This window comes from Agrobacterium sp. B1(2019) (assembly GCF_008274755.1).
GTDB lineage: Bacteria > Pseudomonadota > Alphaproteobacteria > Rhizobiales > Rhizobiaceae > Agrobacterium > Agrobacterium salinitolerans.
The window spans coordinates 1348573-1367101 of record NZ_VTPB01000001.1 but is presented as its reverse complement, the minus strand read 5'-3'; the positions used below and the strand labels follow the sequence as shown (position 1 = coordinate 1367101).

The following is an 18529-nucleotide window of genomic DNA, read 5'->3' as shown; positions in this document are numbered from 1 at the left end:
AGTCGCGTTGAAGTGATTGAAGAAGAGTTCGCTTCAATACGAATAAAGGATAAAAATTAGTCATTTAGATGATTTTTGTGTCAGTTTTAAAAATGCCTGAAAACTGATCTGCAGACTTGAATCGTTGACTATCATTGGAGTATACACCGCCGCATTGAGATGTTCTTCGAGGAGAATCGCGTTGAGTGAGAAGATCGATCTTAGCAAATATGTGCTCTCGGAAGACGATGAGTTCATGAATGCCAGCCAGCGGGCTTACTTCCGCGCGAAGCTGGTCGCCTGGAAAAATGACATCCTGAGAGAAGCGCGCGAGACCCTCGGACATCTCGCCGAAGAAAGCGCCAACCACCCTGATCTCGCCGATCGGGCTTCTTCCGAAACGGACCGGGCAATCGAACTTCGCGCCCGCGACCGTCAGCGCAAGCTGATTTCCAAGATCGATGCTGCTCTTCAGCGGATCGAAGACGGTACTTACGGTTACTGTGAGGAAACGGGCGAGCCTATCGGCCTCAAGCGTCTGGACGCCCGCCCGATTGCAACGCTTTCCATCGAGGCGCAGGAGCGTCACGAGCGTCGCGAAAAAGTCTATCGCGACGAATAAGGCGCTGCGGCCGGCAGGTTGGCAAATCGCATGACAAATAAATTAAGGGCACGGAAATCGCTTCCGTGCCCTTTTCTGTTCCGAACTTCTGGTCGCAAGACCCGCGCCCGTCAGCGGTCGCAGGTCACGGAAAGTTCTCCGAAGATACGCGCCATTTCCTTCTGCATGTCTCCATCCGGTGAAGCGCCGGTGACAGGCGGGGAGGCGGGCTGGGTCTTGGCCTGCTTTTCCGCGACAGGGGCAACGGACGGCTCGTTATCCGCCTCCTTGCTCTTGGCGATCTCCGCCTCGAGGAAGCTTTCGAAATCACTGGCGAGCTCATCGGAAAATTTCGGCTCGGCGTCATTGGAAGCGAGAACCGGATTTCCAGGCTTGGGCGGAAAAGGTGCGGGCGTCGCTGTTTGTTCCGGTTTCATATCCGGAAGAACGCGGTTACGGGCAGCGTCGAGAAAATCGGCGGCGATGGACTGGTCGATCACCGGCTCTCGCGCGGCAAAGACTGGCGGGGCGAATTCCGCAGTCCGTTCTTCCGCCTTTGCCTCGACGGGACCCTGTGCAGGGATCGGCGGTGCGACCGGCGCCGGAGCCTGCACGACGGGCTCGGCACGCCTTGGTTCCGTTCGGGCCGCCGCCATGTCGAGCGATGCCGCCGCCATCGGCAAGACGGCAGCGACCGAAGCCGTTGCAACCGGTATCGGCGGCGGTGTGGCGCGCGCGGTCTCTCGCTCGGGTGCCGCCTGTCGTGCCGGCGGCGCGGTTTCGCGCGCCGGCACAGGCGTGGGTAGGCGCTGCGGCCGGGTCGATGGGCGTGGAGGAAGCTGAGCGGCGGCCGCCGCAACGGGTGCTGGACGCGGGGACGGCGCAGGTGCCAACGGCTCCGGCCGCTGTGCTTGCTTCACGGGTTCTTCAGGCACGGAAACGGGATCCGCAGCCGCAACGGGCTGCTGTTGCGGCAGGGCGGGGCGACGTTCCTGCTGGATCGCCGGTTCGGCTCTCTTCTGCTCGCTTTCCTGGCGCGGGAGCGCCTTCAATTCCGGCTCCTGCACGTCCCTGACAATAGGGATCGCGCCTATACCGCTTTCGATGACGATATCGGTCGGACCGCCGATCATGACGAGATGCTCGACATTGTCACGGCGCACCAGCACCAGACGGCGGCGTGCGTCCACGGCCGTCGCGTCGAGGACCTGCAGGCGCGGCTGCCGGTTGCGTCCGCCTCGAATGAAAGGGGCCGAACCGCTGCGTCTGCGCAGAAGCCACAGCGCAATCGCCAGAATGATCAGGGCCACACCCACACCAACAACGGCGACGATGAGACGGTTTCCATAAGCGCCGATAAAATCTTCCATCATGGAGATCATCCCTTCAGATTTTTTGGCTTTTTCGTTTCTTGGGCAATTAATATTGCCGTGGTTCTTATAATGTGAACATCAAGCAGGAAAAGACGATTTTTTTAGGCGCGAGACAAGGTTTATTGATTTCGCCCACAGGATTGCCGCCTCAAACGTAGAAACGCCACCAAAGCGCCTCATCTCGTCCTTCAATGCTGAGAGGCAGTGAAAGTTGCAATTCTTTTGCCAAAGGAGCGGTTCTGAATGTTCCAAGCATTGCGCATTGACGGCTCCCTTGCCCGGCGTTTCACGGTTGTTTTGCTGCTATCGCTTTTCGCGTCGCCGCATTCGATCGTGAGGGCCGAAGACAAGGCACCGGATCGCTCAGCGACCATGGCGGAGTTCGTGCGCGATAATCCCTCCTGCCTCGACTTCACGGACGGATGCTCGGTTTGTACCGTCGCTGACGGCAAGATCGTCTGTTCCCGCGCCGCGCATTCAATGTCAGGTGAAGGAACTGACTTGTACGAGGCATTAGTCTTTTAAGGCTTTTATACACCTTTCAGGCCGTTTTCGCTGTGCGTTTTTAAGCCTTTGTGTCCTGGCGGAGCTTTTTGCCGGTCAAGCGAGTTGCTACAAGAAATTTTAGTGTCCGATTCCGTCAAGGGAATAGGGCTGACCGAATGAAGACCTGCACGACTGCGAGGCCAAGATGACACGGGTGCGCGAGACAAGCGACAACGACCTTCCGCTGGTGGACAGGCGCGCCCGTTCCGGCACCGTCTTGCGCATTCTGCTTCTGGCGCTGGTTCTGATCGCGGCGGCCGCCGCCTTTGTCTATTTCAGGGATTCGCTGGAAAACGAAATCGTGCTCGGCATACTCGGCGTGCTGGCCATGATGGGCATCTTCTTTCTGGTCTCGTCGATCATCGGCTTCATCGAGGTCATGCCGCAGTCGCAATCGGACGGCCTTGCCCGCCGCTTTCTCTCTGCCCATCCCGAAGGCACGCTGATAACCGACGCCAAGGGGCATATGGTCTATGCCAACGCCACCTATTGCCGGATGAGTGGCACCACCAAGGCGAGCGATATCCAGAGTCTCGAAACGCTCCTGTCGCGCAGCCGGGAATCGACCGAAGCGCTTTACCGGCTTATCAACGTGTTGCGCGAAGGCCGCGAGGGCTACGAAGAATTCCGGCTGCTGAAACCGCTGGGCGAGGATTCCAATGCGGGGCCGCACTGGTACCGGCTGAAAGGGCGGGTGCTGAAGGATGCCGGCGGCGAGGGGCTGCACGTCTTCCAGATCGCCGATATCACGCCGGAGCGCGAGGATCAGGAGCGCTTTTTCCGCGAATTGCAGAACGCCATCGATTACCTCGATCACGCCCCGGCCGGTTTCTTTTCCGCCGGACGCAAGGGCGAGATCGTTTATCTGAACGCCACCCTGTCGGAATGGCTGGGCATCGATCTTGCGCAGTTTTCACCCGGTTCCATGACCGTTTCCGATATCGTCGCTGGCGAGGGTATGGCGCTTATCGAATCGGTGCATCCGCAGGGCACGGCGAAGCGCACTGAAATCCTCGACCTCGACATGCGCCGGGTGAACGGGCAGAGCATGCCGGCTCGCCTCGTGCATCAGGTCACCTCGAAGGATGGCGCCCCCGGTGAGAGTCGCACCATCGTCCTGAAGCGCCCCAAGGGGCAGGAGGATACGGAATCCTCCTCCGCCATGCGTTTCACCCGCTTTTTCAACAATACGCCGATGGCGATCGCCTCGCTCGATGGCGAAGGCCGCATCCTGCGGATCAACGCGCCCTTCCTGAAATTGTTTTCCGGCGTTGTCGGACGCGACGATATCGATCGCGGCGTGGCGCTTGAAACCATCCTTCACGACAATGAGAAGCCGAGGCTCGAGCAGGCGCTGGCCGAGGCCAAGGACCGCCAGGGCGATATCGCCCCCTTCGATTCCCGTCACCCGAGTGACGAAGGCCGGCATTTCCGATTCTACGTCAACGCTGTCATCGATCAGGATGATGAAGCGCCGGAAGAGGTGGCGATCGTCTATGCCATCGAGGTGACGGAGCAGAAGGCGCTCGAGACCCAGATGGCGCAGACCCAGAAGATGAATGCGGTCGGTACGCTGGCGGGGGGCATCGCCCACGATTTCAACAATGTGCTCACCGCCATTCTGCTGTCTTCCGATCATCTGCTGCTGCAGGCGCGGCCAGCCGATCCGAGCTTCGCCGACCTCATGGAGATCAAGCGCAACGCCAACCGCGCGGCCGTGCTGGTGCGCCAGCTTCTGGCATTCTCGCGCAAGCAGACCATGCGTCCGGCCATCCTCAACCTGACGGATGTGATCGGCGATCTGCGCATGCTGGTGGACAGGCTTATTTCCGGCACGAATGTCAAGCTGGAGGTCGATTATGGCCGCGATCTCTGGCCAGTGAAGACGGATCTCTCGCAATTTGAGCAGGTGCTTATCAATCTCTGCGTCAATGCGCGCGACGCTATGCCCGACGGCGGCAAGATCACCATCCGCACGCGTAACGTCGACGCGAAGGAAATCGCCGCACTTGGCCGTCCGGAATTCCCGGCCGAGGACATGGTGATGGTGGAAGTCGCCGATAACGGCACGGGCATTCCGCCGGAGATCATGGACAAGATTTTCGAGCCCTTCTTCACCACCAAGGAAGTTGGCAAAGGCACCGGTCTTGGCCTGTCCATGGTCTATGGCATCGTCAAACAGTCGGGCGGTTACATCTATCCCGAATCGGAGGTGGGCAAGGGCACCGCCTTCCGCATTTACCTGCCGCGCCATGTGGTGGAGGCCGTTCAGAACAACGGGCAGCAGCCCGGCGCGGCGGCGCTTGCTCCGGCCATCGCAGCCGAGCCGGTGAAGGAAGAGCCGCTGGACCTCACCGGCAAATCCGCCGTCGTGCTTCTGGTGGAGGATGAGGAAGCGGTGCGGCGCGGCGGCAAGCGCATGCTGGAAACCCGCGGCTATACCGTGCACGAGGCCGGCTCCGGCACCGAAGCTCTGGAGGTGATGGAGGAGTTGGAAGGCAAGGTCGATATCGTCGTTTCCGACGTCGTGATGCCGGAAATGGACGGTCCGTCGCTGTTGAGAGAACTGCGCAAATCCTATCCGGACCTGAAATTCATCTTTGTTTCGGGTTATGCCGAAGATGCCTTCGCAAAGAACCTGCCTGCCGACGCCAAGTTCGGTTTCCTGCCGAAGCCCTTCTCGCTCAAGCAGCTGGCCATCGCTGTTCGGGAAATGCTCGACGAAAAGGAATAAGACCGGCGGCGGCGAACCGGATTCGGCTGCGCCGCGACCTGTCGCATCCATTTGCATCGGGCTTGAAAAATGCACCTCGACGACGGGCCTGTGTTTTCCAGCGCCCTCGCTGCCCCCATATCGGCACTTTTCCCGAGGTTTGCCTCCTGGCAAACGCAATAGTGATTGCACCGTTGCGCAAGGGGCTTAAAATCGCATCTCAACGACCTAGATATGGAGAGGCGAAGTTCTCCCTCCTGGCAATCAGCTGTCGGTTTGAGAACAGTTTGGAGAATGATGAAAGATGATCGCTAAGCCGATCTACATGCAGGGCGAGGGCGAAGGGGAAGACGGCGGCGGCACCAACCGCGGAACGTCTGTTATCACCCGCGTCAAGCCGAAAACGAAAAGACCGAATTTGTACCGTGTTCTTTTACTGAATGACGATTACACTCCCATGGAATTCGTCATCCATATTCTGGAACGGTTTTTCCAGAAGGATCGCGAGGCTGCAACCCGCATCATGCTGCACGTGCACCAGCACGGCGTGGGCGAATGCGGGGTGTTTACATATGAGGTCGCAGAGACGAAAGTAAGCCAGGTCATGGATTTCGCCCGACAGCACCAGCATCCGCTGCAATGCGTCATGGAAAAGAAATGAGGATCGCAACGTGCCAACTTTTTCCCCGAGTCTCGAGAAGGCGCTGCACCAGGCACTGACCTTTGCAAATGAGCGTCACCACGAATATGCGACGCTCGAACATCTCCTTCTGGCGCTGATTGACGACGCGGATGCCGCAGCCGTCATGGGCGCCTGCAATGTCGATCTCGATGCTCTTCGCAAGACTGTCAGCGATTACGTCGACAATGAATTGACCAACCTCGTCACCGGTTATGACGAGGATTCCAAGCCCACATCCGGCTTCCAGCGCGTCATCCAGCGGGCCGTCATCCATGTTCAATCGTCCGGCCGCGAGGAAGTGACCGGCGCCAACGTGCTCGTGGCGATTTTTGCCGAGCGCGAGAGCCATGCCGCCTATTTCCTGCAGGAACAGGAAATGACCCGTTACGACGCGGTCAACTACATCTCCCACGGCATTGGTAAGCGCCCCGGCACATCGCAGACGCGCACGCCGCGCGGCGCCGATGAGCCGGAAAGCGAGAACAAGCCGAACCGAAGCAATCCGGAAGAGGACGGTTCCTCCGCCAAGAAGCAGCAGGATGCTCTGAAGGCCTATTGCGTCAATCTCAACGAGAAGGCCAAGAACGGCAAGATCGACCCGTTGATCGGCCGCCACGACGAGGTTAACCGGACGATCCAGATCCTCTGCCGCCGCTCCAAGAACAACCCGCTTTATGTGGGTGATCCAGGCGTTGGCAAGACGGCGATCGCCGAGGGGTTGGCCAAGCGTATCGTCGAAGGCAAGGTGCCGGAGGCGCTCGCCAATGACACGATCTTTTCGCTCGACATGGGCACGCTGCTTGCCGGCACCCGTTATCGCGGTGATTTCGAAGAGCGCCTGAAGCAGGTCGTCAAGGAACTCGAGGAGTTTCCGGGCGCGGTTCTGTTCATCGATGAAATCCACACCGTGATTGGTGCGGGCGCCACTTCCGGCGGCGCGATGGATGCATCGAACCTCTTGAAGCCTGCGCTGTCTTCGGGTGCAATCCGCTGCATCGGGTCGACCACCTATAAGGAATATCGGCAGTTCTTCGAAAAGGACCGTGCGCTGGTGCGTCGCTTCCAGAAGATCGACGTCAACGAACCTTCCATCGATGATGCGATCGCGATCATGAAGGGCCTGAAGCCCTATTTCGAGGACTACCATCACCTCAGATATTCCAATGAGGCGATCAAGGCTGCTGTGGAGCTGTCGGCCCGCTATATCTCGGACCGCAAGCTGCCGGACAAGGCGATTGACGTGATCGACGAAACCGGTGCGGCGCAGATGTTGCTGCCTGTTTCCAAGCGTCGCAAGCTGATCACCGAACGGGAAATCGAGGCCACCATCGCGACGATGGCCCGTATTCCCGCGAAGACGGTGTCGAAGGATGACGAGATGGTTCTCGCCAACCTCGAAAAGGAACTGCGCTCCGTCGTTTATGGTCAGGATATCGCGATCGAAGCGCTCGCGACGGCCATCAAGCTGGCGCGTGCGGGCCTGCGAGAACCGAACAAGCCAATCGGCTCCTATGTCTTTTCCGGCCCGACGGGCGTGGGCAAGACGGAAGTGGCCAAGCAGCTTGCCGCTTCGCTCGGCGTCGAGATGCTGCGCTTCGACATGTCGGAGTATATGGAGCGTCATACCGTGTCGCGCCTGCTCGGTGCGCCTCCCGGTTATGTCGGCTTCGATCAGGGCGGTCTCCTGACCGATGGCGTCGATCAGCATCCGCATTCCGTGGTACTGCTGGACGAAATCGAAAAGGCGCATCCTGATATCTACAACATCCTGTTGCAGGTGATGGACCATGGCTCGCTGACCGACCATAACGGCAAGAAGATTGACTTCCGCAACGTCATCCTGATCATGACGACCAATGCGGGTGCATCCGAGATGGCGAAATCGGCGATCGGTTTCGGCTCTTCGCGCCGCACGGGAGAGGACGAAGAGGCGATCAACCGCCTGTTCACGCCGGAGTTCCGCAACCGTCTGGATGCGATCATTCCGTTCTCGCCGCTGCCGACCGCCGTTATCCACAAGGTCGTGCAGAAGTTCGTCATGCAGCTGGAAACCCAGCTCTCCGAGCGCAACGTCACCTTCGATCTGCATGAAGATGCGATCTCCTGGCTGGCGGAGAAGGGTTACGACGAGAAGATGGGCGCCCGCCCGCTGTCGCGCGTGATCCAGGAGAACATCAAGAAGCCGCTTGCCAATGAAATCCTGTTCGGCAAGCTCAAGAAGGGCGGCGTCGTCAGCGTCACCGTCGGCAAGAAGGATGACGGCTCCGAAGGTCTCATACTCGAGGTTCTGCCGGAGACCGCACCCGTCAAGCCGCAACCGGAGGCCGAACTGAAAGCGGCCAAATCGCCCGGCAAGGCAAAGGCCAAGACGAAACCTGCTTCCAAGGCGGCGAAGGTCAATGAAGAGACGGATGTCCTTGTTGCCGAGGCCGACAAGTCGGACGATGACAACAAGCCGCGGCGCAAGGCTAACACGGTGCCGAAAGTGCCGAAGAAGAAATGATCAAGGTCTTCGACCGATAAACCGATGCCGGGCGAAAGCCCGGCATTTTCATGTATGAAGCGCGTCGCGTTTTTCCCTGATGCCTGCGACGCTCTTTTTTGTTTTATGCATGACGTTACCCCGAAGCTGCGGCACAGTTTCGGGTGACATGCACAAGTGGGTCAGCAATGCAGACTGCCGACAGCGATACCATCCCCCTGAGCGGCTGGTTTTTCCGGGGAATGCGGGGCATATTTTCGCTGCCCTCGCTCATTCTGATGACATCTTTCGTCGGTTTCAGTGCCTTCGCGCTGGAATCCGGTGTCGCGCGCGGTGAAGCCGTGTTCATGACACTGATGATCTGGGCCCTGCCGGCCAAGATGATCCTGATCGGCTCGATGGTCGGCGGCGCAAATCTTGCCGCCTGTTTTCTGGCGGTAACGCTGTCGTCGGTCAGGATGATGCCGATGGTCGCCTCCATCGTTCCGGAAATGCGCGGCGCGAAGACGCCAACATGGATTTTGCTGTTCCTCTCGCATTTCGTTGCGATCACGGCCTGGGTTTTTGCCACGCAGAACCTCTCCAGGGTGCCGCGTGAAGCGCGCGCCGCCTGGTTCGCCGGTTTTGGCATGACGCTTACCGTGGTCAATGCCATCATCGTCGGCCTGTGTTACGGTGTTGTCGCCGCCTTTCCACCACTCGTCGCCGGCATGCTGTTTTTTCTCACACCGGTCTATTTCGTGGCCTCGATCTGGGCTTCGGCCCGCCATTCCGTCGTCAAGGTCGCCTTCGTCATCGGCGTTATCGCCGGGCCTGCCTTCGCGGTCATCGCGCCGGAATTCGATATTCTCTATGCCGGGATAGGCGGGGGCACGGCTGCCTATCTGATCGACCGCCTCGTGTTCCGCCGCCGGATAAAACCCGTCTCACCGGAGAGCGAACCATGATGACCGAACATTGGTGGGCACCCTATCTCTTCATCGCGATTGCCGGCTGGCTGGCGACCGATCTCTGGCGCTGGCTCGGCGTTCTCGCCGGTAACCGCCTGAAGGAGGATTCCGAAGCGCTGCACTGGGTGAGGGCCGTCGCCACGGCGCTCGTCATGGCCGTCACCGCCAAGCTCATCGTCTTTCCAACCGGAACGCTGGAAGCATCGCCCCTGTGGCTGCGCATCGGCGCTGCCGCACTCGGTTTCATCGCTTTTTTGATGGCGGGCCAGCGGGTCATCGTTGGTGTGGCGGTGCCGATCCTGCTTCTGGCGGGTGGGTTGTTCGCGCTCGGTTTCTGAGATTGGTTTACGTCAGAGACTGCTCCGGCGGGATTCCGCAACAAGCCAATCCGCAAGAAGTCTAGCCGGTGCGGTCATCTCGTCTGCTTCCATCAGCCAGTAATATTTCTCTGTATCCGTCGCCCGATCGAAGAGCACGGTCAGTTGACCTTCGGCGATCTCTTGGTGAAACAGCGCCGTCGGGCAGAGGCCAATGCCTTGACCGGCTTTGAGCGCGGTCACGAGCAGATTGAAATCCGCAAAAACCGGACCGGCGTTATCGGGCAGGGATATTCCCCCGGCTGCGAACCAGTTCTGCCAGGCCGCCTCGGTGTCGTCATGCAGCAATTCCGCTCGTAACAGGCTGTCTACATTGTCAAAAGGACCGAGTTTAGCGACATAGCCCGGCGCGCATGTCGGCCGCGTCTCTGCGCTGAAAAGCGCGACCGCATTTTCCCCGGAGGCGACGCCATGTCCTATGGTGAGATCGGCCGGTATTGCGTGATGCGCGCCGGAATAGCTGATGGATACCTGTATATCGGGGTAAAGCGCCCGAAAGCGAGGCAGGCGGGGCGTCAGAAAATGCGCGACGACTGAGGGCAGGCTGGCAAGGCGAACGGTCATGCGGTCACGGCCCTGATGGATCCGGTCGGCGCCAGAGGCAATCTGGCGTAGGGCGGTCGAAACCGTCGTGCCGAATTCCTTTCCGGCCGGGGTAAGCCTCACACCCCTCGCATGCCGCTCGAACAGCGCTACACCGAGCCAGGCCTCCAGATTGCGCACATGCTGGCTGACGGCAGTTGCCGTCATGCCGAGTTCCTGCGCAGCCAGAGAGAAACTCGTTCTTCTGGCCGCGGCTTCGAATGCCCGGAGGGTGGTGAGCGGCGGTAATTTCATGGTCTCTCAAGGGTAAGTAAGACTTGGGCTGAGCGCAAGAAAAACCCGTCTTGTCAGGCGGGCGCTCATGACGCAATTTCGCCTCGAGATTTTGATTGTCCGAGGATTTCATGACCCCCATGCCCGCCACCGAACCCGTCGACGCCGCTGAACGCCGCGCCGTCCGTCCTGTTGTTGTTTATCCGAACGGGACGCTTGAAATGCCGGACCTCGCGCGTCTGGAAGAAGCCAAACGAAGCATGGAGAAGATCGATGAGGTCATCGTGCCGCCGCGTGACGGCCGCACTTTCAACGTTCCGAAGGGGCATTTCTTTCGCATCGTAAGCGTTGAAGGTCCGCAGGTCGGAGACCTGAACCTCTGGAACGCCCATGATCTGACCGAGCGGTTTTTCAGCGGCAAGACCCGCGCCCTGCACGCCACCCATGTTTCGGTCGGCAACCGGCTGTGGAGCAACCTGCCGTCCCTGCGGCCGATGGCGACGATCACGCATGACACGCTGTCATGGTATGGTTTCGACGAAGACGGCGGCGGTGTGCATGATGTGATTGGCACACGCTGCGATCCCTATACCAACAGGCTGCTGAGCGGCGGCGACTACCACCATTGCTGCCATTCCAATCTGACCAACGCGCTGGCCTCCGCCAGCGGCCTGTCATTCCGGCAGGCGGAGCCGCATGTGCATGATGTCCTCAATGTCTTCATGTGCACGGGTTTCACCCGCGACACACACCAGTATTTCATGAAGGCGAGCCCCGTGCGTCCGGGTGATTATCTGGAGCTTTTTGCCGAGATCGATCTTATCGGCGCGCTTTCCGCCTGTCCGGGTGGTGATTGCAGCGCCACGCATTCGAGCGATACGGCGGCCTGTTATCCGCTGAAGGTGGAAATATTCCGGCCCGATATGACGGCGCTTGAAGGCTGGCCGTGGCCGGAGAGAAATGCTTACCGCTCTCCGGAATGATCAGTCCGAAAACCGCTCCTTCGTCATGCTCGCGCCTGTCCCGAGCATTTGCAACCGATTGATTTCAGATACGAGGTTGGGTCCTCGGCGCAAGGCCGAGGATAAAGTCGCATACCAGGCAACCATCACGAAGCAAGCGCGGCCTTTATCTTCTCCGCGTGGGCCTTCAATATGTCGCCATCGGCCATCACGCCGGAATGCGGCTTCAGCGGCTCACCTTCCTTGCGCGGAATGACGTGGAAATGCAGATGGAAAACGGTCTGGCCAGCCGCCGGCTCGTTGAACTGCGCGATAAAGACGCCATCCGCATCGAAGGCTTCCTTGGCCGCCACGGCGAGTTTCTGCACGACAGGAATGGTTTTCGCCAGCACTTCCGGGTCGGCATCGAGCAGGTTGCGGGAGCCGGTCTTGGGAACAACGAGGAAATGGCCGGGGGCCTGCGGCATGACATCCATGAAAGCAAGCGTATACTCGTCCTCGTAAAGCTTGTGGCTCGGAATTTCGCCGCGCAGTATTTTTGCGAAGATATTGTTGTCGTCATAGGCGCTGGCCGTCATCGTGATCTCTCCTCATGGCGGACTATACGTCCGGTTCCTGTCTCTCGCCCTTGCGGAAGGGCGTGTGTTCATCAAGATAATCGCCGATATGCTCGACCTCTTCGCGCTCGCGCTGAAGATAATCGGCAATGGCGCGGCGCAGGCCCGGATGCACGATGAAATGCGCCGAATGGGTGGTGACCGGCACATAACCCCGCGCCAGCTTGTGTTCGCCCTGAGCGCCAGCTTCCACCCGTTTCAATCCCCTGGAAAGCGCGAAATCAATTGCCTGATGATAACAGACCTCGAAATGCAGAAAGGGGTGATCCTCGATGCAGCCCCAGTGGCGACCATAAAGCGCGTCCGAGCCGATGAAGTTGATCGCACCGGCAATATAGCGCCCCTCGCGTTTCGCCATTACCAGCAGCACATCATCGGCCATGCGTTCGCCGATCAGCGAATAAAACTCCCGCGTCAGATAAGGCCGGCCCCATTTGCGGCTGCCGGTATCCATGTAGAAGGCGAAGAACTGGTCCCAGATATCCTCGGTCAGGTCGCTTCCAGTCAGCCAGTCGATCTCGATGCCGTTTTCGAGTGCGGTGCGGCGTTCTTTCTTCAGCCCCTTGCGCTTGCGTGAGGAAAGGGCGTCAAGAAAATCATCGTGGTCGCGATAGCCATCATTGATGAAGTGGAACTGCTGGTCAGTCCTGTGCAGGAAATCGCGCGGCAGAAGGGCGGAAAGATCGCTCTCTTCCAAAAATGTGACATGTGCCGAGGAAACGCCGATCTTTTCAGTCACCTGCGCGAGACCGGAGGCCAGTAACGCCTTGAAGCGAGTCTCGTCTTCGTTTTCTGAAACGAGCAGCCTTGGCCCGGTCGCCGGCGTGAAGGGCACTGAACATTGCAGTTTCGGGTAATAATGCCCGCCGGCCCGCTCGAAAGCATCCGCCCAGCCGTGGTCGAAGACGTATTCGCCCTTGCTGTGGTTCTTCAGATAGGCCGGCACTGCGCCGACGAGCACACCGGAGGCGTTTTCGAGAAGAAGATGGTGCCCAAGCCAGCCGGTCTTGGCTGTCGCTGACCCTGACTCTTCCATAGACGATAAAAATTCATGGGAGATAAAAGGGTTGTAGTGTTTTCCTAATGCATTGCGCGATGTTCCGGAAAGCCGTTTCCAGCTTTCCGGATCGATATCCCCAAAGGATTGCGCAATGCTGATGGAATAGTCTTCTGTCATGCCGTCGCGGATGGGTTCTCTCTCGGGTCGAAACCTTCGAATGTCATCTGGTCCGCATATTTATAGGTAGTCTCGCGCGCATTTTCATCCCTGACCGTCCAGGTAATCACCGGAAGCCCGAGTTTTCTTTGCGCCTCGATAAAGCTGTTGGGCAGATGACCCCAATGATAGGAAATGAAATCGAGCCCCAGCTGCATCGCTTCATCATGTTTGAAGAAGTCTTCCGGCTTGTCGCCTTCGGCGGTGAGGCCCAGCGGCCAGGGTGAACCGGCAGCCTTCAGGTCCCGCAGCAGATGATGGTCGAAGCTCATCAGCGCCACATGGCCCTTGTAGCCTTCGAGGTCCTCCAGAACCGCCTCGGCAAAACCGTCATCGACGCCTTCGCCGGCACGGCCCTTCAGCTCGATCACCAGCGGCACTTTGCCGGCGCAGAGCGCCAGAAGCTGCTTGAGGGTAGGCACGCGGTCCTTGGTCTGCCCGACGGCAAGCAGCGACAATTCAGCCGATGTGCGTTCGCGCACGTCGCCCTTGATGCCCGTCAGGCGGGCCATGTCGTCGTCGTGAAAAATCACCGGCACGCTGTCGGCTGCCAGCTGAACGTCGCATTCAATGGCGAAACCGGCCTCGATGGCGCGGGAAAATGCCGAAAGCGTGTTTTCCCAGACCGCCTTGTTGAGATCATGATAACCGCGATGGGCGACGGGCTGCGCCGTCAGCCAGGAGAGTTTCAGCGTCATACGTCGATTTCCACGATGGCGTCGATCTCGACTGAGGCATTGAAGGGCAGGCAGGCCATGCCGACGGCGGCGCGGGCATGTTTGCCGGCATCCCCGAGAACATTGGCGAGAAGATTGGACGCGCCGTTGATGACGAGATGCTGTTCCACGAACTCCGGAACCGAAGCAACAAAGCCATTCAGCTTGATGACACGGCGGATTTTCGAGAGGTCACCATTCAAAGCGGCCTTGACCTGTGCGAGAATGTTGACGGCGCATAATTCGGCCGCGCGCTGGGCGCCCGGCACGTCGACATCGCGGCCAACGAGGCCCGTCACCGCAATCTTGCCTGATTCCATCGGCAGTTGACCCGATACATAAAGCAGATTGCCGCTGATGGCGAACGGAACGTAGTTTGCGGCTGGTGCCGCGGCGACGGGAAGCGTGAAGCCAAGTTCCTTGAGGCGGCCTTCGATGACGTCCGACATTTTCGTCTCCGGTTTTGTTGTAAATCCTTCAAGAATCCGGCATTCAGAAGATGTTGATCCAAAAGCCGGGCGGTTGCTTGTACAATATGAGCGGCGAGTCCAACAGGAGATATTGCATGTTTGTCAGGACGCTTGGTTTCGTTGCCGCAACAGGGCTTATGACCGGCCTGTCGAACGCCGCCAGCGCCTTGCCCGTCGCGGCTCCGGATCTCATTGCCCACCGCGCCGTCTATGATCTTGAACTCAAGGATGCGTCTGACCGATCCGGCATCGAGGGCATGACGGGCCGCATGGTCTATGAGTTCACCGGCTCGGCCTGTCAGGGGTACAAGACGGATTTCCGTTTCGTGACGCAGATCAACACCGGCGACGCGGTGCGCATGACCGACCAGCAGACGACCACCTTCGAGGATCTCACGGCCAAGAAATTCACCTTCGAAACCAAGTCCTACACCGACGACAAGCTGGACAAGGAAGTGCAGGGGGCGGCAATCGACGGCACCGATGGCGTGAAGGTCGATCTGACCCGCCCGGATGCCCGTCAGGTCAGCCTTGTCGCCAGCGAATTCCCGACGCAGCATATGTTTCAGGTCATCGAACATGCGAAACAGGGAAAGCGCATCTTCGAATCCCGGATATTCGACGGTTCGGACGACGGCGATGAAAGCCTGATCACCTCCACGCTCGTCGGCAAGTCGCAGATGCCGAAGGATGGCGATGCCGACGCCGGCAAGGCGGGCGAATTCGCCAAGGCGGCATTCTGGCCGGTAACGATCGCTTATTACAACGACAAGACCGGCACCGACGCTTTGCCGATCTACCGCATGTCGTTCAAGCTTTACGAAAACGGAATCACCCGCGACCTGACGATGGATTACGGCGATTTCGTTCTGACGGGAAAGCTTGCGAAGCTCGATATTCTCAAGCCCGAAACCTGCGAAAACAAGCCTGTCCGCTGAAACGCGGCTGTTTGAGCGGTTTTTTCGCATAAATGCTTGCATTTTCATGCGGGCGACTGTATGCGGCTCACCATTCCACACGCGAAGCTTGGGATGTTCCGGGAGAAATCCGGTCCGTTCCGCCCGGTGGTGTCGATGAAAAATCGGCGCTGTTCGCTTCGCGGGGGTTAAACCGGAAAAGGAGTAACAAGGCATGGCATTGCCCGATTTTTCTATGCGCCAGCTTCTGGAAGCTGGTGTTCACTTCGGCCACCAGACGCACCGCTGGAACCCGAAGATGAAGCCGTACATCTTCGGCGACCGTAACAACATTCACATCATCGACCTGGCTCAGACCGTTCCGATGCTGTCGCGCGCCCTTCAGGTCGTGTCCGACACCGTCGCTCGCGGCGGCCGCGTTCTGTTCGTCGGCACCAAGCGCCAGGCGTCCGAAATCATTGCCGACAGCGCAAAGCGTTCGGCCCAGTACTACGTCAACTCCCGCTGGCTCGGCGGCATGATGACCAACTGGAAGACCATCTCCAACTCGATCCAGCGCCTGCGCAAGGTCGACGAGATCCTGAACTCGGAAGCTTCCGGCTACTCCAAGAAGGAACGCCTGAACCTCGAGCGCGAGCGCGAAAAGCTTGAAAAGGCTCTCGGCGGTATCCGCGATATGGGCGGCGTTCCGGACCTGATGTTCATCATCGACACCAACAAGGAAAAGATCGCGATCGAAGAAGCCAAGCGCCTTGGCATTCCGGTCGTTGCGATCATCGACAGCAACTGCGACCCGGATCACATCGACTACCCGATCCCGGGTAACGACGATGCTTCGCGCGCCATCTCGCTTTACTGCGACCTGATCGCCCGTGCCGCCATCGACGGTATTGCCCGTCAGCAGGGCGCTTCCGGCCGCGACATCGGCGCTTCGGAAGAAGCTCCGATCGAGCCCGCTCTCGAAGACGAGGCTGGCGCCTGATATAGGCCCTGTCTGGCGGCGATCTTGCATCGCCGTCTCCTCGACCAGGATATGACAAGGCCGTCAAAGACCTTCAATGGGTTGACGGCCTTGTTCGTTTCAAGCGCTCCGCCACGTTTTTAGGAAATCGCTGGCGTCCGATGCGGTTGAAACGGAAGGCAGTCTTCATAACGCTGTCATACTTCAGCGGCACCCATCATCACGATGCATGGAGACGCCGCAGCACTTGGGAATGCGCATGCCCCTTTTTGAAATCCTCTCCGGTTTCAGAGGGTGTGCGGCCGGGTACAGTCATCACCCAGAACTTCGGCACGGCAAATTCCGCCGGCTGACCGATCGAACCGATAAGAGGCACACAATGACCGAAATCACAGCCGCAATGGTGAAGGAACTGCGCGAGAAGTCTGGCGCAGGCATGATGGACTGCAAGAAGGCTCTTGCTGAGACCAATGGCGACATGGAAGCGGCAATCGACTGGCTGCGCGCCAAGGGCATCGCAAAGGCCGACAAGAAGTCCGGCCGCACGGCTGCCGAAGGTCTGGTCGGCGTCGCCACCATGGGTCACAAGGCTGTTGTTGTCGAGCTGAACTCCGAAACCGACTTCGTTGCCCGCAACGATGCGTTCCAGGACCTCATCCGCGGTATCGCCCAGGTCGCCCTCACCACCGATGGCACCGTTGACGCGGTTTCCGCCGCCACCTACCCGGCAACCGGCAAGTCCGTTGCCGACAGCATCAAGGACGCGATTGCCACCATCGGTGAGAACATGACGCTCCGCCGCTCCGCTGCACTCGAAGTGCCGCACGGCGTTGTTGCGACCTACATCCACAACGCTGCCGGCGACGGCATCGGCAAGCTCGGCGTTCTCGTTGCCCTGAAGTCGGAAGGCGACAAGGCTGTTCTGAACTCCATCGGCCGTCAGGTTGCCATGCACATCGCTGCGACCAACCCGCTCGCCATCCGCGCTGAAGAAGTTGACGCTGCCGTTGCCGAGCGCGAGCGCAACGTGTTCATCGAACAGGCCCGCGAATCCGGCAAGCCGGAAGCCATCATCGAAAAGATGGTCGATGGCCGCATGCGCAAGTTCTTTGAAGAAGTTGCCCTTCTGTCGCAGGCTTTCGTCATCAATCCTGACCTGACCGTCGGCGACGCCGTCAAGGCAGCCGAAAAGGAAGCCGGCGCTTCCATCGAAGTGACGGGTATGGTTCGCCTGCTGCTCGGCGAAGGCGTCGAGAAGGAAGAAAGCGATTTCGCAGCAGAAGTCGCAGCCGTCGCCAAGGGCTGATTATATTTACCCAATCTTGGGAAAACGGGAGGGCATCGCGTGACAACGCGGTGCCCTTCGTGTATCCGCGTTTCGGTTACATTTCCGAGGAGTCATGATGTCTTCCAAGCCGATCTACAAACGTGTTCTTCTCAAGGCTTCCGGTGAAGCCCTCATGGGCGATCAGGGTTTCGGTATCGATGTGGCGGTGGCTGACCGCATCGCTTCCGATATCGCGCAGGCGAGGGCGATGGGCGTCGAAGTCGGTGTTGTCGTCGGCGGCGGCAATATTTTCCGCGGTGTCGCCGTGGCCTCCAAGGGCGGCGACCGCGTTACCGGCGACCATATGGGCATGCTGGCGACCGTCATCAACGCGCTGGCGCTTGCAACCTCGCTACGCAAGCTCAGCATCGATACCGTGGTTCTTTCCGCAATCGCCATGCCTGAAATCTGTGAAAGCTTCTCGCAACGTGCGGCGCTCCATCATCTCGCGCAGGGGCGCGTGGTGATTTTCGCCGGCGGTACGGGCAACCCGTTCTTCACCACTGATTCCGCTGCTGCACTGCGCGCCGCCGAAATGGGCGCCGAAGCGATCTTCAAGGGCACGCAGGTGGACGGCATCTATTCCGCCGATCCGAAGAAGGACCCGACGGCGACCCGTTTCGACGAACTGACCCACAGTGAAGTGCTCGGCAAGGGGCTGGCGGTTATGGATGTCGCCGCCGTTGCGCTTGCCCGCGAAAACCACATTCCGATCATTGTTTTCTCGATCCACGAGAAGGGCGGTTTTGCGCAGATATTGACCGGCGGCGGCCGCAAGACCATCGTGCACGACAAATAATCAAAACGATGACGCCTCAAGGGGC

At 59.2% G+C, this 18529-nt stretch carries 18 protein-coding genes; 12 read left to right on the top strand and 6 right to left on the bottom strand.

Annotated elements, in window-relative coordinates; translation table 11 throughout:
* The first annotated feature begins 181 nt into the window (after window positions 1-181).
* Window positions 182-601: an RNA polymerase-binding protein DksA gene (gene dksA / locus AGR1_RS06795; protein WP_003496274.1), complete on the top strand. Its 420-nt coding sequence runs from the start codon at window positions 182-184 to the stop codon at window positions 599-601.
* Between the two features lie 110 nt (window positions 602-711).
* Here the strand turns inward: dksA and AGR1_RS06790 are convergent, their stop codons facing one another.
* Window positions 712-1962 carry a flagellar biosynthetic protein FliO gene (locus tag AGR1_RS06790; RefSeq protein WP_187772069.1) on the bottom strand — a complete coding sequence of 417 codons (1251 nt, stop codon included), beginning with the start codon at window positions 1960-1962 and terminating at the stop codon, window positions 712-714.
* Window positions 1963-2196: 234 nt separating this feature from the next.
* Here AGR1_RS06790 and AGR1_RS06785 point away from each other — a divergent pair, with 234 nt between their 5' ends.
* The 6 genes from AGR1_RS06785 to AGR1_RS06760 all read left to right on the top strand — a co-directional run bounded on the left by AGR1_RS06785 (window position 2197) and on the right by AGR1_RS06760 (window position 9664).
* Window positions 2197-2478 (top strand): hypothetical protein, encoded by a 282-nt coding sequence (locus AGR1_RS06785; RefSeq protein ID WP_246669631.1) that lies wholly within the window; start codon window positions 2197-2199, stop codon window positions 2476-2478.
* A 166-nt stretch (window positions 2479-2644) separates the two neighbouring features.
* Window positions 2645-5233, top strand: coding sequence for a PAS domain-containing sensor histidine kinase (locus AGR1_RS06780; RefSeq protein WP_149146535.1), 2589 nt, complete (start codon window positions 2645-2647; stop codon window positions 5231-5233).
* 283 nt (window positions 5234-5516) lie between these two features.
* On the top strand, window positions 5517-5873 hold the full coding sequence (clpS, locus tag AGR1_RS06775; RefSeq protein ID WP_003502541.1) for an ATP-dependent Clp protease adapter ClpS: 357 nt from the start codon (window positions 5517-5519) through the stop codon (window positions 5871-5873).
* Between the two features lie 10 nt (window positions 5874-5883).
* A complete protein-coding gene (clpA, locus tag AGR1_RS06770; protein WP_080790824.1) occupies window positions 5884-8397 on the top strand; it encodes an ATP-dependent Clp protease ATP-binding subunit ClpA in 2514 nt (837 codons plus the stop codon).
* A 167-nt stretch (window positions 8398-8564) separates the two neighbouring features.
* Window positions 8565-9323 (top strand): AzlC family ABC transporter permease, encoded by a 759-nt coding sequence (locus tag AGR1_RS06765; RefSeq protein WP_149146534.1) that lies wholly within the window; start codon window positions 8565-8567, stop codon window positions 9321-9323.
* Complete coding sequence (locus AGR1_RS06760; RefSeq protein WP_020810566.1) at window positions 9320-9664, top strand: AzlD domain-containing protein; 345 nt, start codon at window positions 9320-9322, stop codon at window positions 9662-9664. Before AGR1_RS06765 ends, AGR1_RS06760 begins: the two co-directional genes overlap by 4 nt.
* 12 nt (window positions 9665-9676) lie before the next feature.
* On the opposite strand, the gene AGR1_RS06755 is transcribed toward AGR1_RS06760, so the two are convergent.
* Window positions 9677-10540 carry a LysR substrate-binding domain-containing protein gene (locus AGR1_RS06755; RefSeq protein ID WP_149146533.1) on the bottom strand — a complete coding sequence of 288 codons (864 nt, stop codon included), beginning with the start codon at window positions 10538-10540 and terminating at the stop codon, window positions 9677-9679.
* A 110-nt stretch (window positions 10541-10650) separates the two neighbouring features.
* Here AGR1_RS06755 and AGR1_RS06750 point away from each other — a divergent pair, with 110 nt between their 5' ends.
* Complete coding sequence (locus AGR1_RS06750; protein WP_149146532.1) at window positions 10651-11502, top strand: urea carboxylase-associated family protein; 852 nt, start codon at window positions 10651-10653, stop codon at window positions 11500-11502.
* A 125-nt stretch (window positions 11503-11627) separates the two neighbouring features.
* Here AGR1_RS06750 and AGR1_RS06745 read toward each other — a convergent pair whose 3' ends face one another.
* From AGR1_RS06745 to AGR1_RS06730, 4 genes are read right to left on the bottom strand one after another with little or no spacing between them, the layout of a single operon-like run.
* A complete protein-coding gene (locus tag AGR1_RS06745) occupies window positions 11628-12059 on the bottom strand; it encodes an HIT family protein (protein WP_149146531.1) in 432 nt (143 codons plus the stop codon).
* A gap of 22 nt (window positions 12060-12081) precedes the next feature.
* Entirely contained in the window at window positions 12082-13275 is a 1194-nt protein-coding gene (locus AGR1_RS06740) for a GNAT family N-acetyltransferase (protein WP_149146530.1), read from the bottom strand.
* Window positions 13272-14012 (bottom strand): glycerophosphodiester phosphodiesterase, encoded by a 741-nt coding sequence (locus AGR1_RS06735; RefSeq protein WP_162927365.1) that lies wholly within the window; start codon window positions 14010-14012, stop codon window positions 13272-13274. Before AGR1_RS06735 ends, AGR1_RS06740 begins: the two co-directional genes overlap by 4 nt.
* Window positions 14009-14479, bottom strand: a complete 471-nt coding sequence (locus AGR1_RS06730; RefSeq protein ID WP_020012414.1) for a RidA family protein — start codon at window positions 14477-14479, stop codon at window positions 14009-14011. The genes AGR1_RS06735 and AGR1_RS06730 overlap by 4 nt, the downstream gene beginning before the upstream one ends.
* 116 nt (window positions 14480-14595) lie before the next feature.
* Here AGR1_RS06730 and AGR1_RS06725 point away from each other — a divergent pair, with 116 nt between their 5' ends.
* The 4 genes from AGR1_RS06725 to pyrH all read left to right on the top strand — a co-directional run bounded on the left by AGR1_RS06725 (window position 14596) and on the right by pyrH (window position 18504).
* Window positions 14596-15438: a cell envelope integrity EipB family protein gene (locus tag AGR1_RS06725; protein WP_149146529.1), complete on the top strand. Its 843-nt coding sequence runs from the start codon at window positions 14596-14598 to the stop codon at window positions 15436-15438.
* Between the two features lie 193 nt (window positions 15439-15631).
* Window positions 15632-16399: a 30S ribosomal protein S2 gene (rpsB, locus tag AGR1_RS06720; protein ID WP_003496241.1), complete on the top strand. Its 768-nt coding sequence runs from the start codon at window positions 15632-15634 to the stop codon at window positions 16397-16399.
* A gap of 358 nt (window positions 16400-16757) precedes the next feature.
* Window positions 16758-17684, top strand: coding sequence for a translation elongation factor Ts (tsf, locus tag AGR1_RS06715; protein ID WP_077982378.1), 927 nt, complete (start codon window positions 16758-16760; stop codon window positions 17682-17684).
* 97 nt (window positions 17685-17781) lie between these two features.
* Window positions 17782-18504, top strand: coding sequence for a UMP kinase (gene pyrH / locus AGR1_RS06710; RefSeq protein WP_077982942.1), 723 nt, complete (start codon window positions 17782-17784; stop codon window positions 18502-18504).
* The last annotated feature ends 25 nt before the right edge of the window (window positions 18505-18529 follow it).

Excerpts from the sequence above, each read along its gene's own strand:
- AGR1_RS06790 (WP_187772069.1), bottom strand. The coding sequence starts at position 1,962 with ATGATCTCCATGATGGAAGATTTTATCGGCGCTTATGGAAACCGTCTC.
- AGR1_RS06785 (WP_246669631.1), top strand. The coding sequence starts at position 2,197 with ATGTTCCAAGCATTGCGCATTGACGGCTCCCTTGCCCGGCGTTTCACG.
- AGR1_RS06780 (WP_149146535.1), top strand. The coding sequence starts at position 2,645 with ATGACACGGGTGCGCGAGACAAGCGACAACGACCTTCCGCTGGTGGAC.
- clpS (WP_003502541.1), top strand. The coding sequence starts at position 5,517 with ATGATCGCTAAGCCGATCTACATGCAGGGCGAGGGCGAAGGGGAAGAC.
- AGR1_RS06765 (WP_149146534.1), top strand. The coding sequence starts at position 8,565 with ATGCAGACTGCCGACAGCGATACCATCCCCCTGAGCGGCTGGTTTTTC.
- AGR1_RS06760 (WP_020810566.1), top strand. The coding sequence starts at position 9,320 with ATGATGACCGAACATTGGTGGGCACCCTATCTCTTCATCGCGATTGCC.
- AGR1_RS06755 (WP_149146533.1), bottom strand. The coding sequence starts at position 10,540 with ATGAAATTACCGCCGCTCACCACCCTCCGGGCATTCGAAGCCGCGGCC.
- AGR1_RS06750 (WP_149146532.1), top strand. The coding sequence starts at position 10,651 with ATGACCCCCATGCCCGCCACCGAACCCGTCGACGCCGCTGAACGCCGC.
- AGR1_RS06745 (WP_149146531.1), bottom strand. The coding sequence starts at position 12,059 with ATGACGGCCAGCGCCTATGACGACAACAATATCTTCGCAAAAATACTG.
- AGR1_RS06740 (WP_149146530.1), bottom strand. The coding sequence starts at position 13,275 with ATGACAGAAGACTATTCCATCAGCATTGCGCAATCCTTTGGGGATATC.
- AGR1_RS06735 (WP_162927365.1), bottom strand. The coding sequence starts at position 14,012 with ATGACGCTGAAACTCTCCTGGCTGACGGCGCAGCCCGTCGCCCATCGC.
- AGR1_RS06730 (WP_020012414.1), bottom strand. The coding sequence starts at position 14,479 with ATGTCGGACGTCATCGAAGGCCGCCTCAAGGAACTTGGCTTCACGCTT.
- AGR1_RS06725 (WP_149146529.1), top strand. The coding sequence starts at position 14,596 with ATGTTTGTCAGGACGCTTGGTTTCGTTGCCGCAACAGGGCTTATGACC.
- rpsB (WP_003496241.1), top strand. The coding sequence starts at position 15,632 with ATGGCATTGCCCGATTTTTCTATGCGCCAGCTTCTGGAAGCTGGTGTT.
- tsf (WP_077982378.1), top strand. The coding sequence starts at position 16,758 with ATGACCGAAATCACAGCCGCAATGGTGAAGGAACTGCGCGAGAAGTCT.
- pyrH (WP_077982942.1), top strand. The coding sequence starts at position 17,782 with ATGTCTTCCAAGCCGATCTACAAACGTGTTCTTCTCAAGGCTTCCGGT.